The sequence below is a fragment of the Sphingobium sp. CFD-1 genome (assembly GCF_024611115.1).
Taxonomy (GTDB): Bacteria; Pseudomonadota; Alphaproteobacteria; order Sphingomonadales; family Sphingomonadaceae; genus Sphingobium; species Sphingobium baderi_A.
This window is the reverse complement of the sequence record NZ_CP084398.1, coordinates 1,486,781-1,506,292: the sequence shown is the minus strand read 5'-3', so window position 1 is coordinate 1,506,292 and position 19,512 is coordinate 1,486,781. Positions and strand designations below refer to the sequence as shown.

The window sequence follows — 19,512 nt, the reverse complement described above, 5'->3', positions numbered from 1 at the left end:
TCCTTTCAAGCGCCCGCCAGCATCATGTGCCGGGGCAGATCGGTGCATTTGCATTTCCCAGAATCACGAAGCCCGGCGCGATGGCCGGGCTTCGTGAGTGGGTAGAAATGTCGGTGGTGGAGAACTATTCGCGCAGGTCTCCCGCGGCGATGTCACCGACCCACGAGGCCGCTTCCTCGAAATCGGCATCCTCGTCATCGACCAGCGCGGCGAGCGCGACGGCCCCGGTGCGGCCGAGCTGGCCCAGGCGTTGAAGGGCGGCAAAGAGGACCGGCGCAAGCTGCTCGGGTGTTGCGGTGTCGATATCGTCGGTTTTCATGCAAATGCTCCTGACTGTGGAGGGATGGTCGTCGGGAACAGCCCGCGGTGCGGACGATACGATCCGGTGCGCCCGACCATTCGCACCGGAAATTTCGGGAAGGTCGCCTTCAGGTCGTTTTTTCGGCGGCCGATATGCGCGCCATGATCATTACGGTTAGGGGTCCGTAGCTCTGGGCTTGCCGAGCAGCAGGACAGCGATCGACGGCTTTTCGGACACATCGGATTCGCGGCTGTCGTAGGTGTGGCAGCCCTTCTCCGCGATCGTAAACATCTCGAACACGGGTGCTGGCGAGCCGCCGCCATCGGGCACGGTCATGCCCGAATCGTGGTACTGGATATCGATGAAGCAAGGCGGGCCGCCCGTCCGGGAAGGTCCGAAATAGAACGTGACGCGCAGCCCCTCGCTGGTTTTCGCACTCACGGTGAAGCCGCCATCCGGAATGTCGATCGGCAGCGTCGGGACATGGTTGAAGATGGCAAAGCCGATGCTCTCGGCATCGGTGCTGGTCATGACGGGCAATTGGCAGATGCTCGCCGGCGAAGGCAGGCGATCCATGGCATGTCCTCCTGGCTGGTGTGATGATCTGGGAGATCGCCTGGCGGCGAACAGGCGATCATTCTTTCCGGCGGAAACCTGAACCTGCGCCGGGTCAGGAAAGTCGACGTGCCTTCTCATCCGGCGTTTCGATATGAACGTAGCGCCTGCCGCAGCTGCGGCGCTTGCGGATACGGCCGTCGACGAACGCATCGGCCCATCGCTTCGCCTCGGCCGCGCGAGCGCCGTCGGAGCATTCATCGGCTTGCTCGAAGATCGTATATGCGAGGGCATATTGCTCGCGTTCCGGAAGGGCGAGGATCGCAGTGGCGATCGGCAAAGCGCTTTCGTAGAATTCGAGAACATGGCGTCCGCCCCCATGGTGCATGAGAATAGCGAGCCGGCCCTTGCTTCCGATACCGGTCGGTCGGGCGATCCGAACATCGTGCGATGCGTAGGTGATCGAAACGCGCGAGGTGTCGGACTCGCCACGGTGGAACACACGATCGTCGCGGCTGGGAAGCGGGTGGGCGAGAATCTCATAGCCATCGAAGCTCTCGACCCTGCGAATGTGATTGTGTCCGATAACGGTCATGACAAAAATCTCCTGCTGTTCGCGCTGCCGTTTCGTGCGGGCGATTGGAGGTTCGTGACGGGAAGACAGGCCGACGGTGTCAGCGGTCGTTCTGAACGGAAGTCATCGCGAGGCGGCCTGGAACCACCGGGCTGTGATCCGGGCCTGACGACAGTGGGTCGACCACGATCCTGAGGTCGATTTTCGTGGCACCGCGGTGCCGGGACGTGATCGCGCGATACGCTTCTCGCTGGGCAGACCGCATGTCCGCCGCCAGGATCGAGGTCGACCAGAGCGCCATATTGCCGCCCCGCGTGCGGTAGGACGCGTCGACATGGAACTGCGGCACGGTTCAGTTCTCGGACGCGATCGCGGCATCGAGCCGGGTGATCCACTCCGCATCGACGCAGATGCTGTCGACGCCCCAACCGCTTGCGGCCGCCGGAATGGAATCGCCCTTGTCCTGAGGAACCAAGACGAGGCCATCGGGATCGGCGCCTTCGACATCATAGTCGACGACGCGCACCTTGATCGGCCGGTCGGCGACGATTCCCTCGACAAGACCGCCATCGAGCTCGACCACGACATTGACGTCCTGTGGGGTTAGCGTGCCGCAACTGAGCCGTTCGCAAAGGCCATCGATCTCATCGTCGGTCAGCGGCACATAGGCGCCGCCGTTGGTGGCGATGTCGAGAAGATCGGGCGGGCAAGTTCGGCGCTGATGTCCGCGCAAGGCGGCAACGACAGTGGCCAGTTCGCGATCGTCGACGGCGAGCGCCGATAGCCCGCGGGCTTCGACCTTTTCAACCCACACGTCGAATCCGGCGGTGTCGGCAAAGGCGTCGTGGTCTATATCTCCGACATCGATGCCTTGTATGGCGAGCCGCCGGCACTGGGCCGCAACCAGCCCCAGTCGCCAGTTGCTCGCATCGACCGGCGGCAAGGTCTCAGGATCGAGATCGGCGCGCAGCAAGTTCACCAGATCGGTGGCGGCGACGTCCGCGACGCGCTCGTCGGCGTGATAGCTCGTGACTGTGTAGGGCTGCGAGAAATGTGTTCCGGTGACGACGAAAATGTCCATGGCTGAGTCTCCATGCAATGAATGATGACGGGATGAGTGGCGGCGATCAGGCGGCGCGGCGGCCATCGCTATGGCGAAGTCCGAGATCGGCGCTGGTAAGATGGTCGGATCGGGGTTGGAGACGATCGAAAGCGGCGGTCAGGTCGTCGATATCGCTCCAGATGCAGGCATCGCCCAGATCAGTGTCGAGCTGGAACACGATTGGCGTGGAAGCGGCGGTCATCTCGGGAAAGCTGGTTCGGATCACCAGCGTCTCGATCCGGCGAGCAAGCGCGCCAATGCGCGGAGCGAGTCCGCTTCGCTCGTGATGCGCCATCTCGTAAAAGCGCTCGGGTGCGAGTAGCGGGCCGATGCGGACGCATGGGATCCGACCGACGATCGTGGGTCCGGCAACCGTGCCGGTAAGTTTCCGGCGTTCGGACGATACCCTGTCGACAGGGACCAGCGCGCGATAGACATAGTGAGGGAGCGTCCCCGCGATGCGGGAACGGGTGACGATGATTTCCATGATGATTGTCCTCACGCGAGGAGCCGCGCCGGGGCGGTGTCGGGATCGGAAAGATGCAGTTCGCGGCGGATGCGGGCCGCGAAGGTGTCCGGCGCCATCAATTCAGCGATGTCGCCCCAATGGTTGCGGTCCCCGCAGTAGTCCTTGCGACCGGCGACACGGCGGAACATCACTTCACGACCGGGGCCCATGCCGCCGATGCTGAGCTGGACGTAGACCTCATCACTGTGAAGGATGATTTCGCCGGAAACGGCGATCCCCGCCATGTTGGAGCGCACCTGGAATTGGCCACGCTGGAGGCGGAGGGCGGTTGCGAGCCGCGTCATGGCCTTGCGTCCTTCCCTATGGAACGCGTCCTTCGCGTCATTGTCATAGCTGACGCCGCGTCGAGCGAGCGTGACCAGTAGCGGAGTGCGTACGACGGCGCCGACAGCTTCGATGCAGGCGCGGCGCAGCTCGGCTTGGGACGGACGGTTCTCGACGGCGATATCGCCGAGATGCCGCGCCAACAGCAGGACTGCCGGATCGCGCTCCGGATCGGCTCGGTTGCGTTGGCACTCGTCGATCGCCTGGACCAGAGCGTTCAGCCCTCCGGCAAGCGTGGTCAGCGCCGAGGGATCGAGTGCCTGTTGAAACCGAAGGGAAACATCATAGGACATGGGAGGCTGCTCCTGAAATCCGAGCGCATCAGCACGCCCGCCTCAATCCCTCCCCCTTCCCTCCGACCGGATGGTCACCACTCGAAACAAGGTCAGCATCTCGCTTCGGCACACCAGGACTCCGAAAGCCTCGGCTCGAGATGGTTCCGGACGAAGCCGCGCGTGATGCGCAGTTCGCCGGATCCGACTCTGGCGAGCTGCTCCTCGAAAGTGAGCCGGCGCGTCGCAGCGGCTTCCCGCGCAGCCCTTGCGGCTTGCCGCCGGCTATCCTGCCAATAGGTTTTCGCCTCGGCGAAGCCCATGGTGGCGAGGAGGCGCCGAAACGCGTAAATCTCTTGAGGTGAAGCCGGAGGCCAGGATGAATCGCGCGCGGGCTCACGGCGAACCCTGCCAGGGCGCCTGGGCGGCGGCAGGATCCGGCCCTCGCCGGCCAGTTCGGCGGCGATCGCGTCGCGAAGACGATAGGCCGTCGAGGCGCCGATCGCGAGTTCGCGCGCGGCGCGCTGGACGGGCGTGCGATCGAGGAGGGCCGCGCGCAGCAGGGCCTTCTGTTCATCGGTGACGAAACGGATGCTTTCGGCATGGACATGACGGACCCCGGCGGAATCGCATCCGGGGAGAGCTTCGCCTTTGCGGCGCAGGCGACGAAAGAGTCGGGTCCTGATGCGCGTGCAGCTCGTTCTCGACACGCCGGTGCGTTCGGAAATCTTCTGTGTGCCAAGCCCCTCACGGAACAGGTCCTCGACCTGCCTGCGCTTCGCCGACGACAGCTTGACGCCGCTATAGGCCTGACCGCCGCCGGGCGGGGGCAGCGGGGCCTTGCCGCGTGCCAGAAGGTCACGGTTGTACCGGCGGCGCTGCTCGGATACGCAGGCCGCCGACACGCCGAGACGCAGCTGGATTTCGATGCCTTTGAAGCCCTTCTTCAACGCGTAGCGCAGCCGCTCGATACCTTCGGCCGTCAGGCGGCCATGCTGGTCGCGCTCCGCAGGGCGGTATCCGCGCCGGACGCACAGGGCCATCGTCACCACGTTGCAGGCGCTGGCTTCGCAGACGCCGAAATGCTTGCCGATCGCGCTGAACGACCAGTTTTCGATCTCGCGCAGCCTGATGGCTTCCTCAACGGCTTCGCCTTGGAGGCGCGGCTTCGGCGCGGGATTTTTATGGGTGGTCTTCAGGCCGAGCTTGTGGGCCTTGACCTGAAGGGCATGCACGCTCCGGCCCGGCAGCCGCCGCGCGACATTGTGCCCTTCGGTCGGATAATAGGCGCGCAGCGCAGCGATTTCCTGCGCCGTCCATGGCGCGGATCTGGGGATTGTCATGGGAAAAGCCTCCGGGAAAAGGGGGGCCTGTCCCGCGGACACTCGGCCGTGATGGTCCGGGGTCCATTTGAACAGGCCTGCCTACTCCCTCCCCCTTCTCTCCCGCCGGACTGTCACCATTCGAAAGAGGGCAGCCGGTCGGTCGCGGAGGCATCGCGGTCCAGGATCAGATAGTCGCACCCCTGTTCCCGCGCGAATGTCAGCACGGCGAGGAGGTCGCCTGGAATCGCGGACCGGACGCCGAACGACGACGGCGTGGCGCAAATCACCCAGCCATAATGGGTATCGGCAATGCTGACGGGGCGGTTGGATGGTTCGCATGTCATCCACTCGTCGATCGTCAGGGTCGTCGTCCATGAAACGTGGGACGACGACAATGCGATATAGTTTCCGATCTCCAGACGCTCGGGATCGTAGCCGAGGTCCGGATCGATCCATTCCATGCGGCTGAGAAGCTGGTCCTCGGGATGAAGGTTGAAATAGTCGCGCACGACGATGGCATCCTCGATTCGGGTGGGATCGCGGCTGTCGTTGATCTCGCCCCATTGCGCCCGGCAGAAGACCGCGACCTGGTTCATCAAGCCCTTGCGACTGACGGCGGCGAGGACAGTTGTTCCATGGCCATGGCCGATGGTGGCGAGATAGACAGGGATGGACCAGGGAACCGGGGTCCGGTCGATACGTTCGATCGCGGCGTCGAGATCGGCTATGATCTCCGCCCTGTCGGCGGGTACTTCGCAATCGGTGGCAAGGGCCACCCTGGCGCGCTCGAGCAGCGCGCGATGCGCGGTTAGCGTATGATATGTCATGGCGATATCCTTCAATGTGCGGGCGGAAGGCGGCGGTCGCGGATCGGCTGCGCGGCGCCGTGCGGATAGGCTCAGGCCGCTTGCGGCACCGGCGTGCCATCGTGGTTTTCGGATTCCGCCGAGGACGCTGCATCGTCGTTCCCCGGTTCGAATTCCCCCTTGGTATTCGCCAGCTCGGCCTCAAGTTCGGCGAGTTCGTTAACCTTCTCGTCGAGCAAGGCAGCGTCGGGGAATATCTGCCCCAGGCGCGCCTCGAAGGCCGGGAGGCGGCGTTCATTGGCTTCAAGGCTGGCTCTGACGGCGGCGAGGTCGGTGTCGAGATCGCGGATGGAAGACTCTATCCGGCCAATCGCCGTGCCCGGCCGCGTCTTTTCGGTAACCTCGAATTCGGAGTGCTCGCCGTGGTGCTGCACCGCGATCACGGTGCAGAGGTAGCGCCTTCCATCGGTGTTCAGGGCCTCGTAGCCGGAGAGTTCCAGGCCGATGCCGTTGAAGGTGCCCAGCGTCCAGCGAACCTCCGTGCGGCCCTTCCGCATCCGGTGCGCATATCCGAGGAGCCGTTCGCCGGCGGCTTTGCGATCGGTGATCATCGTGCCGTCGCAATCGAACAGAATCTCATCTGCCTTCGCGGGAACACGACGTGCAAGATCGGCCTCCAGTCTGGCGATCTGCTTGTGGCAGTCCTCGATCTCGCGCGTCGTTCGCGTGATGGTCCTGCGAATATTATACTGGTCGTCGGTATGGGCATCCCGCAGGCGCAGGAGCCGTGCGACCTCGGCGTCGAGCCCGGCCTTTTTCATCAGCCGGTCGTCTCCGGATGCGAGAGCCTTGGCCAGCGCGAACTGGTTGACGTTGGAGCTGACGTCCTCGATCCGGCGGATCGAGCGGTCGCCCGACATGGCCATGTTGATGAAGCGTGCCTTGCGCTCGAGCATCTGCCAGTTGGTCGCATCCATCGAGCCGCTGGTCGCGTAGCCGTAAAGCTCGATTTCGTCATTCTGGTTGCCCTGCCGCTCGATCCGCCCTTCCCGCTGCTCGATATCGGACGGCAGCCAGGGCACATCCAGATGGTGCAAGGCTTTGAGGCGCTGCTGCGCGTTGACCCCGGTTCCCATGGTCGCCGTGGACCCCAGGACGAACCGCTTGCGCCCCTGGTTGAGGTCGTTGAACAGGCGCTGCTTCGCGCTGTTCTTCTTGTAATGCTGCATGAACGCGATCTGGTCGGCGGGAATACCCATCGCGACGAGGCGATCACGGATCCAGACATAGGCGGAAAAGCCGCGCGTTTCGAGCGCGGCCTCGGTGCCGAGATCAGAGAAGATCATCTGCACGGCACCGGGGAGCGGATAGGGTTTCCCGGTCTCGGGATCGATGTAGCGATGGTCGGCCGTCTCTTCCCAGATGCGGTAGGCGTTCTCGATCAGGAGATTGAGCTTGTTGCCCTCCTCGTCGCCCATCATCGGGTCGACGAAACGCAGGTCGATCGCCGAGTGGCGGCCATCGGTGATCACCGACAGGAGGATGTCGTCGCCCTTTTGCGGGCGCCCGCTGCGATTCTCGATGGCCTTGATGCGCTGGGCGAGCACGCGCTGATAGGCTTTGAACGGCGCGCCCGATTTGGCGACGATGATCTGCCGCTTTCCACCCTTGACGGTGGGCAACCGAACATATTGCCGCAGGTCGTCCTTGAGCACGACGTCGGCGACGGAGCGGTACATCGCCATCAGGTCGGCGACGTTGACGAATTCGCAGAAGCGGGTGACCGGCTTGTAGCTGCCGCTAGGCTGCAATTCGAGTTCGGTGCGTGTGTCCCCGAACGCGGCCGCCCAGGCGTCGAACTCGTGCAGGCCCTTGGCGTATAGCTCGTCGGGCTGCATGAAACGCTGCAGCGTATACATCTCGCCCAGCGTGTTGGTGATCGGAGTACCGGAAGAGAGGATCAGTTCGCGTCCGGGATTGGTCCCGGCGAGATATCGGCTCTTCACGAAGAGGTCCCAGGCACGCTGCGAGCCGACCGGATCCACACCCTTCAAGTCGCCGAGATTGGTCGCGAAGGTCAGCTTGCGGAACTGCTGGGCCTCATCGACGACAATCTGGTCGATACCAATCTCGCCAATATGGACGAGGTCATCCTTACGGGACTGGAGGTTCTCCAGCCGTTGCTTGAGTCCCTCTTTCAGGCGTTCGACGCGCTTGCGCGAGACGCGGTCCTGGCTGTCGATGCCGGTGATCAGCACCTCGTAGCTGTCGAGCTGGTGCTCGATAAGCTTCTTCTCGAACGATGACGGCGTGGGCACGAACTTGAATGCATCGTGCGTGATGATGATCGCATCCCAATTGCCCGTCGTCGCCCGCGCCAGGAACCGCTGTCGCTTTTCCTTCACGAAGTTCGTGTCGTCGGCGACCAGGATGCGCGCGGTCGGATAAAGCATCAGGAACTCGCGCGCAATCTGCGCGAGGCAATGGTTGGGCACCGTGATCATCGGCTTGTTGGCCAGGCCGAGGCGGCGCTGCTCCATCACGGCGGCACACAGGCTGAAGGTTTTGCCCGCCCCGACCGAATGGGCGACATAGGTCGAACCCGAAGCGATGATCCGCCAGACGACGCGCTTCTGGTGATCGCGCATCCGGATCGTGGTCGATGCGCCCGGCAGCTTCAAATGCTGGCCGTTGAAGCTCCGGGGCACGAGATTGTTGTAGGCGTCGTTGTAAATGCGCACGAGCCGGTCGGCGCGTTCGCTGTCCTGCCAGACCCAGGTCTCGAAAGTCGACTTGATCTTCGCAAGCTTCTCTTTCGCGGCTTCGGTATCCGTGACGTTGAGTTCGCGGCGCTCTGAACCGTCCGGTTCGCGGTGTACGTCGTAGATCTTGGGAATGTGGGAATTGAGCGCATCTTCGAGCAGGTCCGCGGCGCCGCGGCGCGCCGTGCCCCAGGTCGAGGTCGAACTGACGTGCCCTGCGAACGGAGCCTTGTCGACCGTCCAGCTGGCAAGCTCCACGGTATGCAGGATCCGGGTCTCGACCTCCATGATTTCGAGGATGAACGCCTCGATGACGTCCACCGGAATCCAGGGGGCGCCGAGGCGCGCGGTGATCTCGCTCGGCTTGAGATCGACCGGCTGGACAGCCTCGAGCGCGGTTGCGACGGCGAGGAATCGTGGATCGGTCTCGGCCTTCTCGCGCGCCAGGGCGAGCTTGGTGCGGACCGGACCCGAAAGAACTTCGTCGGCCGTGACCCAGTGATCGAAATGCGGTGTGCTGCGGATGGGGTCGAGAGAGATATCACCCGCAAGATCGGCGAGCGCCTCGGCCTCGGTGACGCCGAGCATGCCGGCGATCAGGGGGACGTCGACGCGGCCGCGCTCATGGAGTGAGAGCGCAAGTGCATCCTGCGCCGAGTGGATTTCATGGGTTACCGGCGGCTTGACGACGCGCTCGGTGAAGATCGGACCGGGCGTGCCGGCATCGCTTGCCTCGTCATAGGTCTCGATCGAAGCCACCAGCCAAACGTCCGGGTCGTCGAGGAAAGGCTGAAGGTTCGGGCGGCGCTGATATTCCTTCTCGGCCCCTGTCTCCGGATCGGTACGAATGCTGGTGATGGTGCGGTTGATCGGCCCATATTTCTTGGCGAATTGCCGGTAGTGGTTGAGCAGCGTCTCCTGAAGTGCGGCATAGGGCCGGTCATTGAGCTGCGCGCGCAGGATCGCGCGGACCGTATCGCGGATTGGGATGAGGGCCTTGATGATGGCGGCGTGCTTGGGAAACAGGCCGGTGCCGCCGCGGCCGGATTTGACGCCGACGACGGTCGAGATGCCACCCACGATCTGATGCAGGACGCCGCCAGAAACGAGATAGCTGCCTTCCTTGAACTCGGCTTCGTCGGCGGCGGTGCCGACTTGCACATCCTGCGTGACTTTGAGCGTGTCGCGCAGCGAGGTCGCGCGCTCGATCGGCTTGCAGGCGCCTGCGTGCTTCGACGCGATCGCGGACAATGTGGCCGCGAGGGCGACCGGGAGGTCTACGTCGGGCTCGGCTGCGCAATTATAGTCCATGCCAAACTGCCCGCTTCGCCATTCGTGGCGCCCCAGCACATGATTGGGATGGTCGAGGAAGTAGCGGTTGATCCGAAGCGGCCCGAAACCTTCGTCGCTGTCGGGGATTTCGGCCAGCTCGATCCAGTTCTGTGTGCGCGGAAGGGCATCGGGGGTGTGCTTCTGGAAGAGCAGGATATCGACGACGACATCTGTGCCCGCCTCTTGTCGCATCGCCTTGCCCGGAAGGCGCACCGCGCCGAGGAAATCGGCAATGCCGTCGATATGGTGGCGGGCCCTGGGATCGCTCTTGTCGAGCGAATAGCGTGAGGTCACGAACAAGGCGATGCCGCCGGGGCGCAGATGCTCGAGCGATCTGGCGATGAAATAATCGTGAAGCGATAGGCCAAGCTTCCCGAGCTCGGTCCGGTTCTGGATGGTGAGGTTCGAGAAGGGCGGATTGCCGATTGCGAGGTCGAAGTCGTCCGGCAGCGATGCCTTGTCGAAATCGACGCAGCGGATGACCTGGTTTGGATAAAGCGCGCTTGCGACCCGCGCGGTGACGGGATCGTTCTCGATGCCCACGAACACCGTGTCCTCGGACAGCGCATCCGGCCGGAGCCCCATAAAGAGGCCGCTGCCGCATCCCGGTTCCAGAACCTGCCCGCCGGCAAAGCCGAGGGTCCGGGTAGCGTCCCACATGGCCCGGATGATGTATTCGGGGGTGTAATGCGCATATTGCGTCGCGCGTTTGAGCGACTGGAGTTCGACATCGGTCGTCTCGGCGACCAGGGACTGCCCCAGTTCCTCCCAACCCTCGCGGAACTCATGCTCGCGACGGGCAAACATGTTGTTGGCAAGTTCCGACGCGCCGAAGCCGATGAACCTGGAAATCGCTTCCTGCTCGGCCGGCGATGCAGACCGCTGCTCTCGATCGAGCAGGTTCAGCAGCCTGATCGCCTCGACATTGTCGCGTGCGCGTTCCTTCCATGAGGGCGCCAGGGTCCGTCCCGCGGCTAAGGAGAAGTCGATAGCTGCCTCGACCGAAGGTCGGGCGGTATCGACGATGGTTGCCGTAAAGAGTGTCGGCTCCGGATCCACGGGTCCGACTGGCTTGGCTGGTGCGACCGGCTGGTCGAAGTCGAGGCACAGCTGGAGAGCCAGCGCGGATGCACTGTTTCGCATGGAATGCTTCCTTTTCGGTGGTCTTGCGGGCACGGCGCGGCGGCCCGGTCGGATGTCAGGCGGGTCGGGTGTCAGGGCGTGGCGCGGAGCCTCGCGCCGGGCGTCGGGTCCGGCGTTGGTTCAGCCCAGACGAAGCGACGCGGCATATTGGCGCAACAGGTCGGCCATCGCGGTTCGCGTATGCGCTTTGTTGCCGATCACGATCTCGGGATGGAGTTCCTGGCCGACCGGGGTGCGATAGCCACGCGCGAGGTCGCCGCTTGCGTCCTCGACGACGATGCGGTGGCCGCGGGGGCTAGCCGGCCCCGCATAGCGGGCGGTGAAATCGCCGAGGCGTCCCGAGAGCCCGGCGGCCATTTTGCTCCATCGGATGTGGCCGGCAGCGAATTGTTCATCGGGTGCACGGCCGCGGGCAAGCCAGAGGCGGAACTGCGCCCGCTGCTGGAGCACCGAATTGCGGGTTCGCTCCATCGTTCGCGCGAGTGGCAGGATATCGGCGTCGGCATCGAGCCGGGCGAGCTCCGCGTGGTCGGCGACGATCAGGATATCGGTATAGTCGCCCTGGCGCAGGATCTGGCGGAGCGCGGCGTCATCGCCGGGCGGCGGGGCCGGCAAACCCGATGGCGGATGCAGCCCGGTTTCGGCGTCGACCACAAACAGCGCCGCAGCCTCATGTCCAGGCCGTTCGCGCAGCATTGCGAGGATTCCAATCGTCCCTGCCTCGCGTTCCGAAGCGCCGAGCAGGAGCAGGCGCCGCTGCCATGATACGGGCGCGGGCATGTCGGTCGGGCTTGGCCACTGGCTGGGAAGCGGCCGTGCGACGCGCGGGTTGTCAGGACGGTCGATCTCGGACGGCGTGGCGGCGAAAGATCGTCGCGCGACGTCGAAGATGTCATCGGGCTGGCCGCCGCCATCGAGAAATCCCTGTTGGTATGCCGGCGGGCGAACATCCTGTTGCTCAGCGCGGGACGGCGACGGTGGGCGCGCTGGCCAGCCCGCGACGGCTGCATACTTCCCATCGGCATAGGCAACCGCAGCGTCCCAACCATAGCCATGAACGTCGCGGGCATGAAGAATGGCGGGATTGCGGCTGTCAGTGCTGCCCTGCGCGATCTGGCATTCGATGCAGGCGAAGTTCGCGGCCGTGCGCTGGCGCTCGGTTTCCAGTCGGATCGCCTCGTTGAGCGGGCGAAGCGCCTGGACACGCTCGCGGGCACGCGCCATGCGCTCGTCGAGCGGCGCGTCGTTCGGCAGATCGGGGAAGCGGCGCCAGGCGTCGGCGAGCGCATGCGCCTGGTGGGCCGGACGGCCGTGCGCCATCCAGCATCCCGCATCGGCGGGATCGAAGCTGTCGGTCATGGCGATCTCCGATCCGGCGTGTCAGCGGCTGGCGAGCAGCACGGCCAGGGCGCGCGCGAACACATCGTCGCCGGCGTCGTTGACGATGACGGCATCGGGATTGGTGGCGCGCACGGCGCGGGCAACGATCGCGAGTGGCCGCTTGCGCAGCGGATATTGCAGTATCTGATCACGCTCAATCGTGACCAGATTAGTGCGGAGCAGACGCTTCAGGCGGCGGCCCTCGACGGCGCGAAGGAGAAGATCGCTCACCTCGATCTCGAGATCATGATCGCAGGCGATATCGCCGAGGCAGCGCGGCGGTCGGTTGGCCGTGAGCCAGGCATCGACGTCGGTTTCTGTCCACCGGCCGACCTGATGATAGAAGTCCGCCCCGCCCGATCCCTGGTTGCGCGCATGGAAAGCAAGCTCGCCGTCTATCCAGACCTCTGCGGTAAAAGCAGCGGTTTCCTGCGATAGCGCGGCACTATAGGAGATGCGCCGAAGTTCGATTTGCATGGGGGTTCTCCAGATTGCTCCATCACGCGGAGCACCTCCCCCATCCCCTCTCCCCTTCCTCAGGGGCAGCCCGAACTGTCGTCCGCGCCGCAAGGACGGTATTCGGCATCGTAGGAGCGACTGTTCTCGAATTCGGGATCGTCCGTTTCGTCGACCAGATAGCCGGTGACCTCCTCGGCTGGCTCCGCGTACAGCACGGCAGCGACATTCGGAAACAGACGAACAGGGAAAATCCCGCACCCGACAATAGCGTCAGCCTGCCGCATGGCGTCCGCATGATCCTCGGCGGTCACCGCAACCTTGACCCTGATCGTCGTAAAGACATGGACATGATAGCCTCTCACGCCAGTATCTCCGACCAGCCACCGGCGGCGCTGATCCAGACCATCCCCAATGCGCGGAGTGGCATTTCCATGCCATCACTGGACTCGGCGAGCGGATCACGCACGAGCACGCTGCCGCGGTCGTTGGCGCGCTGAGGGGCGCGCCCGCCGAGCACCATCAAATCGCCGCGCCCGCCCGGCATGTGAACGATATCACCCGGCCTCACCTTGGCGGCCAGCACGCGGCCAATAGTATAGTGCAGGGTCCAGCCATTTTCCTGAACTGAAGCCATATATGGTCTCCTTTGTGTGGGTTTTTGGGGGCAAGATTCTTCCGTCGCTCCGCCGGATTGACGTGCGGTTTGGGCCGGCATGGGACCGGCTTGCACAGGGCAATGCAGGTAGTCTCAGTCGCCGCGCGGAAGCGGGATCGGGACGGCCTGACCGCTCGCGAGATTGATGAAGGCGCCGGCGTGGCCGATCGAACCGCGGCCAAGCAGATCGAACAACAGCGCGAGGGAGTGGCTCGCCATGACGCGGTTGACGAACAGCGACTGGCGTTCGAGCGCCTCCGCGACCGAGCACGATGGGGCATTGTCGTCGGGCACGCCGTCGTCGGCGAGCTCGGGGAAATATTCGAGCACGGTCGGGAGACGTGGGCGATCCTTGGCCGCGGCGCGGCCCGGACAGCCGATCAGATACTGACCGTCGCTCGCGCGATTGCCGAGGTCCATCCAGTAGGCGGGAATGTTCCTTTCCTCGGCGAGTGCTGCTCCGATCGCACGGCGGGCCGAGGCCGTGTCGACGCAGGTGATGAGGATATCGGCGCCTTCGACGCCGATCTTGCCGGGCGCGCGTCCGTGAACCGCCTTCCAGGCGAGGCCATGCGCGAGGTTGATCCGCTCGGTCAGCGTCCGCGCTTTGGGGTTGCCGAGGTCGCAGCGGAAGAAGGGCTGTCGGCCGAGGTTGGCCTCGGTGACGATATCGTCGTCGACCACGGTGACATGAAGCGATCGCGAGGAGATCGCGCGCAGCGCCGTGTCGAGCGAGGCGAGTCCCATAAGCATCTGTGCGCCGTTGCCGCCGCAGCCTATGAGCAGAACCTTAAGCATGCGGTCGCCGAATGCGGCTGGAAGAAAATGGCGGTCGCTGGTGTCAGGCGGCATGATGGTCTCCTGCGAATGGGCTGCGCGGCAGCGGAATGAACATGCCGCCCGCGCAGAGGCGCGACGCTCTCGTGGGGCCGTCGGGCTGGTCCAACCGGCCGAACACGAGCGATATCTTCGTCGCATGCGCGTCGTCGGCATCGTCGGTGGCGCTGAAGAAGGATGCGCCCGCCCCGTGACTGTGGATGTCGCAGATCATGTGCCAGTCCGGCGACAGGACCGGCGTGCGGTAGACGAGGCGCGAGGGCGTGGCCTCGTCAATGACGGGAAATTCCACGGCGAACTCCCGCGTCGCCTCGTTCCAGAGAACGAATGCCGCCGCCTCATTCGGCAGAGCGGCGCGTAGAAAATCGAGGATCGATGCGAGATGTTCGCTGGGGATGAATCCACAGCGCAGGTCTGCCTTGGGGCCGCCGACACTGCCATAAGGAAGGTGCGCGGCGATCGGCGGCGTGACGGGGATGTCGAGCGCGAGCCATGGACGGCGCAGAATCAGCAGGACGCCGTCATTCCCCACGGCGAGGCCGTGTCCGACGCGAGCGGCGCGAAGCGCGTCGAGGGCGGGCGATCCTCCCTGGAGCGGGACCGGATAGCAGGGCACATCGGCAAGCAGCGCGGCCGCCGTGGGATCGTCGGCGAGTAGGGTCGTCATTTCGCGCCTCCGATGATTTTGCCGACGGTCATCGGCTCGACCGAGGCTCGGCGCGCAGGCCCTCGGGCGCCGGCGCCGAAGGCCTTGAGACGTCCGACCGGAAAGCGCTTCGCCCGGCGGGCGGCAAGATCGTCCCAGAGCCTGACCAGGCCGCCCTTGCCGCTGACGGTGAACTCCTGTCCCGGATTGGGGTGCGTCGACCAGCTGTCGAACACCGCTCGCTCGAACTCCGGAATGGACGCGATGGCGATCGCTCTCGGTATCGGGATATTGCCCCAGCAAAGTGAGCCGTTGACGAAGACATTGAGGATAGGTGAGTGCAGCACGCGGGTGTCGGCAGTGGGGCGCTCGTTCACAGGAAGCGCGTACACGCCGAGACGCGACCGGGTGGCGATGAACAGATGTGCGGGATAGGGGACCGGCACGACGGTTCGTTCCGTCAGGACCCGAAGCCCCGCCAAGCGCGTCGACAGGTCGAAATAGGCCGGACGCACCTGCTCCGGCACCCACCATGCGAGCATGTCGGGGTGAGCGACCAGCACGTTTTCCGGAAGAAGTTCCGGCCGGACCGTCCGCCCGAGGGCTTCAGTCCATTGCCGCAGATGCGCGCGCGACAACGGGACGCCCGCCGCAATCGTCGGCCGGCCCTCCTCGTCATGCTCGACGGCGTGCATGCTGGCGAACGCCGCCGCATCCCCGCGATGGGGACCATGGGAACTGAAATTACGCGGACCCTCGCTGCGGTAGAGCAGGATCGCTCCTCTCAGGACCAGACCGCCGCCAGCGGCTTCGAACTGGGTTGAATGTTCGGACATGAGATACCTCAAAATTGGGCTGGATCGAGCTGGATCAGCTCTTGCGCTGCGAGCAGGAATTCCGCGCCGAGCCGCAGCGACGCGAACCAGTCGTCGATGTGGTTTGCATCCGGCAGTGGGCAGAGCCCGGCCACCTCCATGAAGCCCATCTCCATGCCGTTGCGGCCGACGTCATCCAGTTCGCGCGCGAAGTGGTCGAAGGGAACGAGCGTGAGTGGTGGGAGGGACGAGCATTCCTCGATGCCGGGGATATAGTCGTAGGCGACCTGCAAATCGAAGTCCCAGGCGTTGCGTTCGGGCCGGAGAGAGCCGACGGCCTTATGCGCCGTGCGCAATCTCGCCAGCTTCTGCCGCAGACCGGCTGGGAGCCGCGCCGGTGGCGCCGCGTTTGCCTCGATCATCCATTCGGGCCGCCGCGCGTTCATCTCGGACGGCAGCGTGAGTTCATCGAGCTCGTCTGCACCCGCCCCGTGATAGGCTATCAGGCTTTGGCGGGCGCCCTCGTCGTCGATCTCGCCGTCCCAATAGTACATTGAAATCTCGTTGAAGAGATCCCGGTAGCCGAAGATCGGAAGGACACGGCCGAGGCACTGCTCGAGCGCCCTGTACGCGGCGGCGCGCCACGAAATGGGGGCATTGCCGGTTTCGATCCACCCGAGGTCGATCTGGCCCAGGCTGTGGCAGATCACGGCAATAGCCGGCGTGCCGTCCTCTTCGTTGAGAATGACGGCAACCCTGAAATCGGCGATTTCAATGGGATCGAGGATTTTGAGCACGGCGGCGTTGAAAACGCCTTCGATATGCCGACGGGCAGCCGCGCGCGTGTACAGTTCCGACGACGTTTCCCGCGCGGCGACCCAGCGGCCGATCAGCTTGTGATGTGGCGGCAGCGGCGCATCGAATATCGCGGGGACATCCGCCGAGATCGCGACGACACGCCCCGCAAGATCAACCGAGCGGCGGGAGGCGCAAGCCGGATGGGGATGCAAGCGGTTCGGGGGTTTCGCGGTTTCCGTTGCTGGGATCGGAGAGGATCCGCGCATGGAGCGCCTGGGCTTGGCTGCTGCAGGCAGGCTGGGAGATATCGGTCGAGTTGCCATCGTTCTCGATCCATTCGATGAGGCTTCTGTGGGGTGCGGCCGGGATGGCCGCGCGCTTGCGTTGCGGCATCGATCAGCCCTTGGTGCCGACCGCGCGGCGATACTCGGTGACGTGCGCGCCGCCGGTTACGCCGCCATCGATCATCTCGGCGTTGAGGATCGCCGGATAGAGCGTCGCGTGGTAGGCACGCAGGGCATCGGGGTCGCCCGCGAGGTGTGGCGGCACCGGAAGATCGATGCCATCGTAGCGATAGGCGCGCCTGAGGTGATTGATCTGCATACGAACCTCCGTGTTGATGATGGGACAGTGCGAACGGCGCCGCTCAGAACAGGGTGGCGGGCTCATCCGGCTTGGCGTCGGCCGGCGGGCTGGTCGGCGTCTGGATTTTGGGAGGGCTGGTCGGCGCTGGGGGCTTGGTTGCCGCAGTCTTGGCAGCCTTTGCCTTCGCAGTTTCCGCGGCGGCGGCCTTCGCGTCCTCGTCAGCCTGCCGCTGCTCCGCGACCTGGTCGGCGAGCGTCCTGCGCGTGGCGATAAGTTGGCCCAGCGCGCCGTCTGCGCCACGGGCCAATTCCGCATCGATCTCCGCCGCGCTGGCCGTGATCGAGATCGGCCGGGTCTCGCTGGCGTCGAGTGCGGCAGACTTGGGGTCCGCCTTGCGCGGAATGATGGTCAGGGTGACGGTCTCGTCGGGTCCGGCAACGAGGTCGAGGCCGAGCGAATAGCGGGCGAGCAGCGGGAGCAGGCTTGTAACAAGCATGTCGGTAGTCCTTTGTCTGGGAGTGTGGGGAAGCGGGTCAGGCAGCGAGTTCCGGGATCGGCGCTTTGGCGTGCGGCACAGCGCGATCCGGGGGCGGGCCATAGGTGCCGTCGAGGGTCATCGCGCTCGGCAGGCGCCCAGCCCAATCGAAGCCGATGCGATTGAGCATGCCGGTAATCAGCTCGGGCTTCTTCGACGCGAGCATCTTGGCGAACCGCTTTTCGCCCACATGCGCGATGAGGCCGCATTCCCGGGCAATGAATTTGAGCTCGTCCTTGGTGTATCGCTCGAGGAACGCCTGATCGACCTTCCAGCTGTCGCGCAGGTCGACCTCGAATATCCTCGCGAGATCGGCGACATGGCCGAAGCTGGCCACATCTTTGGCGTAAGCGGCGCCGATGACGGACAGCACGTTCGCCGCCCGGGCGTCGGGCAGCGCGCGGATCGCCGCGATCTTGGCGCTATAGTCGAGGTTCGGAAACGAGGCGCCGACCAGGATGCCGGCGCGCGACGTCAGCGTGTCAGGCTTGATCTGCGAGAGCGTACCCGACATCGCGGCGACAAGGATGGTAGTCTGCGCGTGAGCGGCATTGCCTGCCAGCGCCCGGGCGAGCGCAGTCCGCCAAGTCGCTTCGCGAAGTTCGGTGGTACGATTTGCAATCGATTTGGCGGTGACGGCCGTTTTGTCCGCGGCACTGGCGCTGGTCGCGGGCTTGACCGGCGCGGCGGGCGTAGGCGCGCGCATCGCGATGCTGTCCAGGTCCAAGGTCGTATCTTCCGAGAGCGGCTGAGAGTCGGTCAATGATACGGTTTCGTCGATCACATCATCGTTTTCGTCACCTTCGACTGTCTCGACGTGGGGCGGAGCCGCGGCCCGTGCTGCCTTCGCCGCGCGCTCCTCTTGTTCGAAACGGATCACTTCTGCGGCTTCCGTCTTCAGATCGAAGCACGCTGCGTTGGTGCAATAGCCGTCGTCGACATGGGTTTCGAAAAGCGCGCGTTGCGTGGCCGAGTTGAACGGGCAGGTCGTGCATTCACTCTTGTCGAAGCATGCGCTGCCAAGGTGCTGCGTGACGCGCATCAGCAGTTCGCGCGTCTTGTTCACGTCGAGACCGGCTTTCAGGATCGTTTCGAGGGCCTTGTCCTGCTTGTCGCCGGGAACCGCGGCGAGTAGTTCGGCGTGGCCGAGCTTGATCCTGCGTTCGTCGAGCGCGCACTTTACGGTGTCCGAAAGCTCGGCGAGCGCGAGGCGGCGATCGAACTTGTCGCGGGACCATCCGAGCCGCCGTATGGCCTCGGCCCGGTCGCCCTGGCACGCAGCGAGGTAGCGGACGGCGGCATCCGCCTGCTCGGTCTCCGAAGGATCGTCACGGTCGTCGTTCTCGGCGATCGCAGCTTCGAGCGCCTCCTGGTCCGTCATCTCGCGGATGATGACCGGTACTTCGCCGTCGGGGCCGTAGACCTCCAGCCCTGCCCGGTAACGGCGCTCTCCGGCGACGATGGCGAAGACATCGCCCCTCGGGCGAAGCAATATGGGCTGGATTATGCCGCGTAGCCGGATGGAAGCCACCATCTCGTCGTGCTTTTTCCGGTCGAAATAGCGGCGGGGATTGTCGCCCTTCACGATCTTCGAGAGGGGCAGCATGGCAGGATAGCTCGGTTGTGGCGAGGTCAAGGCTCGTCTCCTTGTCGAATATGGCGGGCTGGTCAGGGCCGCGTCGGCGTCCATTCCGCCGCATGTGCCTGAATGTGCGGAGCGCAGCTGACCGTCAGGTTGCCTGCCCCAACCACCTCCCTCCCTCCCTCCCTCTCCCCC

Annotated in this window: 21 protein-coding genes; all 21 read right to left on the bottom strand. The window is 64.7% G+C overall.

What is annotated here, in order from left to right:
• Positions 1-124: 124 nt before the first annotated feature.
• The 21 genes from LDB26_RS07780 to LDB26_RS07680 all read right to left on the bottom strand — a co-directional run bounded on the left by LDB26_RS07780 (position 125) and on the right by LDB26_RS07680 (position 19,371).
• The gene (locus LDB26_RS07780) at positions 125-319 is read right to left on the bottom strand and encodes a hypothetical protein (RefSeq protein WP_021243933.1); all 195 of its coding nucleotides are present in this window, start codon (positions 317-319) and stop codon (positions 125-127) included.
• A 156-nt stretch (positions 320-475) separates the two neighbouring features.
• Positions 476-877, bottom strand: a complete 402-nt coding sequence (locus LDB26_RS07775) for a hypothetical protein (protein WP_021243932.1) — start codon at positions 875-877, stop codon at positions 476-478.
• A 94-nt stretch (positions 878-971) separates the two neighbouring features.
• Positions 972-1,451 carry a hypothetical protein gene (locus LDB26_RS07770; RefSeq protein WP_021243931.1) on the bottom strand — a complete coding sequence of 160 codons (480 nt, stop codon included), beginning with the start codon at positions 1,449-1,451 and terminating at the stop codon, positions 972-974.
• A 79-nt stretch (positions 1,452-1,530) separates the two neighbouring features.
• Positions 1,531-1,779: a hypothetical protein gene (locus LDB26_RS07765; RefSeq protein ID WP_021243930.1), complete on the bottom strand. Its 249-nt coding sequence runs from the start codon at positions 1,777-1,779 to the stop codon at positions 1,531-1,533.
• A gap of 3 nt (positions 1,780-1,782) precedes the next feature.
• Positions 1,783-2,511: a hypothetical protein gene (locus LDB26_RS07760; protein WP_021243929.1), complete on the bottom strand. Its 729-nt coding sequence runs from the start codon at positions 2,509-2,511 to the stop codon at positions 1,783-1,785.
• 46 nt (positions 2,512-2,557) lie between these two features.
• The gene (locus LDB26_RS07755; RefSeq protein WP_021243928.1) at positions 2,558-3,019 is read right to left on the bottom strand and encodes a hypothetical protein; all 462 of its coding nucleotides are present in this window, start codon (positions 3,017-3,019) and stop codon (positions 2,558-2,560) included.
• 11 nt (positions 3,020-3,030) lie between these two features.
• On the bottom strand, positions 3,031-3,678 hold the full coding sequence (locus LDB26_RS07750; protein ID WP_021243927.1) for a hypothetical protein: 648 nt from the start codon (positions 3,676-3,678) through the stop codon (positions 3,031-3,033).
• Between the two features lie 92 nt (positions 3,679-3,770).
• Positions 3,771-4,892 carry a hypothetical protein gene (locus LDB26_RS07745; protein ID WP_257541518.1) on the bottom strand — a complete coding sequence of 374 codons (1,122 nt, stop codon included), beginning with the start codon at positions 4,890-4,892 and terminating at the stop codon, positions 3,771-3,773.
• A 221-nt stretch (positions 4,893-5,113) separates the two neighbouring features.
• A complete protein-coding gene (locus LDB26_RS07740) occupies positions 5,114-5,809 on the bottom strand; it encodes a hypothetical protein (protein ID WP_257541515.1) in 696 nt (231 codons plus the stop codon).
• A gap of 71 nt (positions 5,810-5,880) precedes the next feature.
• The gene (locus LDB26_RS07735) at positions 5,881-11,025 is read right to left on the bottom strand and encodes a helicase-related protein (RefSeq protein WP_257541513.1); all 5,145 of its coding nucleotides are present in this window, start codon (positions 11,023-11,025) and stop codon (positions 5,881-5,883) included.
• Between the two features lie 120 nt (positions 11,026-11,145).
• Positions 11,146-12,384 carry a hypothetical protein gene (locus tag LDB26_RS07730; RefSeq protein ID WP_257541511.1) on the bottom strand — a complete coding sequence of 413 codons (1,239 nt, stop codon included), beginning with the start codon at positions 12,382-12,384 and terminating at the stop codon, positions 11,146-11,148.
• 21 nt (positions 12,385-12,405) lie between these two features.
• Positions 12,406-12,882 carry a hypothetical protein gene (locus LDB26_RS07725; RefSeq protein ID WP_142634085.1) on the bottom strand — a complete coding sequence of 159 codons (477 nt, stop codon included), beginning with the start codon at positions 12,880-12,882 and terminating at the stop codon, positions 12,406-12,408.
• Between the two features lie 59 nt (positions 12,883-12,941).
• Positions 12,942-13,226 (bottom strand): hypothetical protein, encoded by a 285-nt coding sequence (locus tag LDB26_RS07720; protein ID WP_142634086.1) that lies wholly within the window; start codon positions 13,224-13,226, stop codon positions 12,942-12,944.
• Complete coding sequence (locus tag LDB26_RS07715; protein ID WP_142634088.1) at positions 13,223-13,498, bottom strand: hypothetical protein; 276 nt, start codon at positions 13,496-13,498, stop codon at positions 13,223-13,225. The genes LDB26_RS07720 and LDB26_RS07715 overlap by 4 nt, the downstream gene beginning before the upstream one ends.
• 114 nt (positions 13,499-13,612) lie before the next feature.
• Positions 13,613-14,371 carry a PRTRC system ThiF family protein gene (locus LDB26_RS07710; protein WP_142634090.1) on the bottom strand — a complete coding sequence of 253 codons (759 nt, stop codon included), beginning with the start codon at positions 14,369-14,371 and terminating at the stop codon, positions 13,613-13,615.
• Complete coding sequence (locus LDB26_RS07705; RefSeq protein WP_142634092.1) at positions 14,361-15,023, bottom strand: PRTRC system protein A; 663 nt, start codon at positions 15,021-15,023, stop codon at positions 14,361-14,363. The genes LDB26_RS07710 and LDB26_RS07705 overlap by 11 nt, the downstream gene beginning before the upstream one ends.
• Positions 15,020-15,838 carry a PRTRC system protein B gene (locus tag LDB26_RS07700; protein WP_142634094.1) on the bottom strand — a complete coding sequence of 273 codons (819 nt, stop codon included), beginning with the start codon at positions 15,836-15,838 and terminating at the stop codon, positions 15,020-15,022. Before LDB26_RS07700 ends, LDB26_RS07705 begins: the two co-directional genes overlap by 4 nt.
• 8 nt (positions 15,839-15,846) lie before the next feature.
• The gene (locus tag LDB26_RS07695) at positions 15,847-16,881 is read right to left on the bottom strand and encodes a hypothetical protein (RefSeq protein WP_257541509.1); all 1,035 of its coding nucleotides are present in this window, start codon (positions 16,879-16,881) and stop codon (positions 15,847-15,849) included.
• Positions 16,882-17,011: 130 nt separating this feature from the next.
• Positions 17,012-17,218 carry a PRTRC system protein C gene (locus LDB26_RS07690; protein WP_142634098.1) on the bottom strand — a complete coding sequence of 69 codons (207 nt, stop codon included), beginning with the start codon at positions 17,216-17,218 and terminating at the stop codon, positions 17,012-17,014.
• Positions 17,219-17,261: 43 nt separating this feature from the next.
• The gene (locus LDB26_RS07685; RefSeq protein ID WP_142634100.1) at positions 17,262-17,696 is read right to left on the bottom strand and encodes a PRTRC system protein E; all 435 of its coding nucleotides are present in this window, start codon (positions 17,694-17,696) and stop codon (positions 17,262-17,264) included.
• Between the two features lie 37 nt (positions 17,697-17,733).
• Entirely contained in the window at positions 17,734-19,371 is a 1,638-nt protein-coding gene (locus LDB26_RS07680; protein ID WP_142637664.1) for a PRTRC system ParB family protein, read from the bottom strand.
• Between the last annotated feature and the right edge of the window lie 141 nt (positions 19,372-19,512).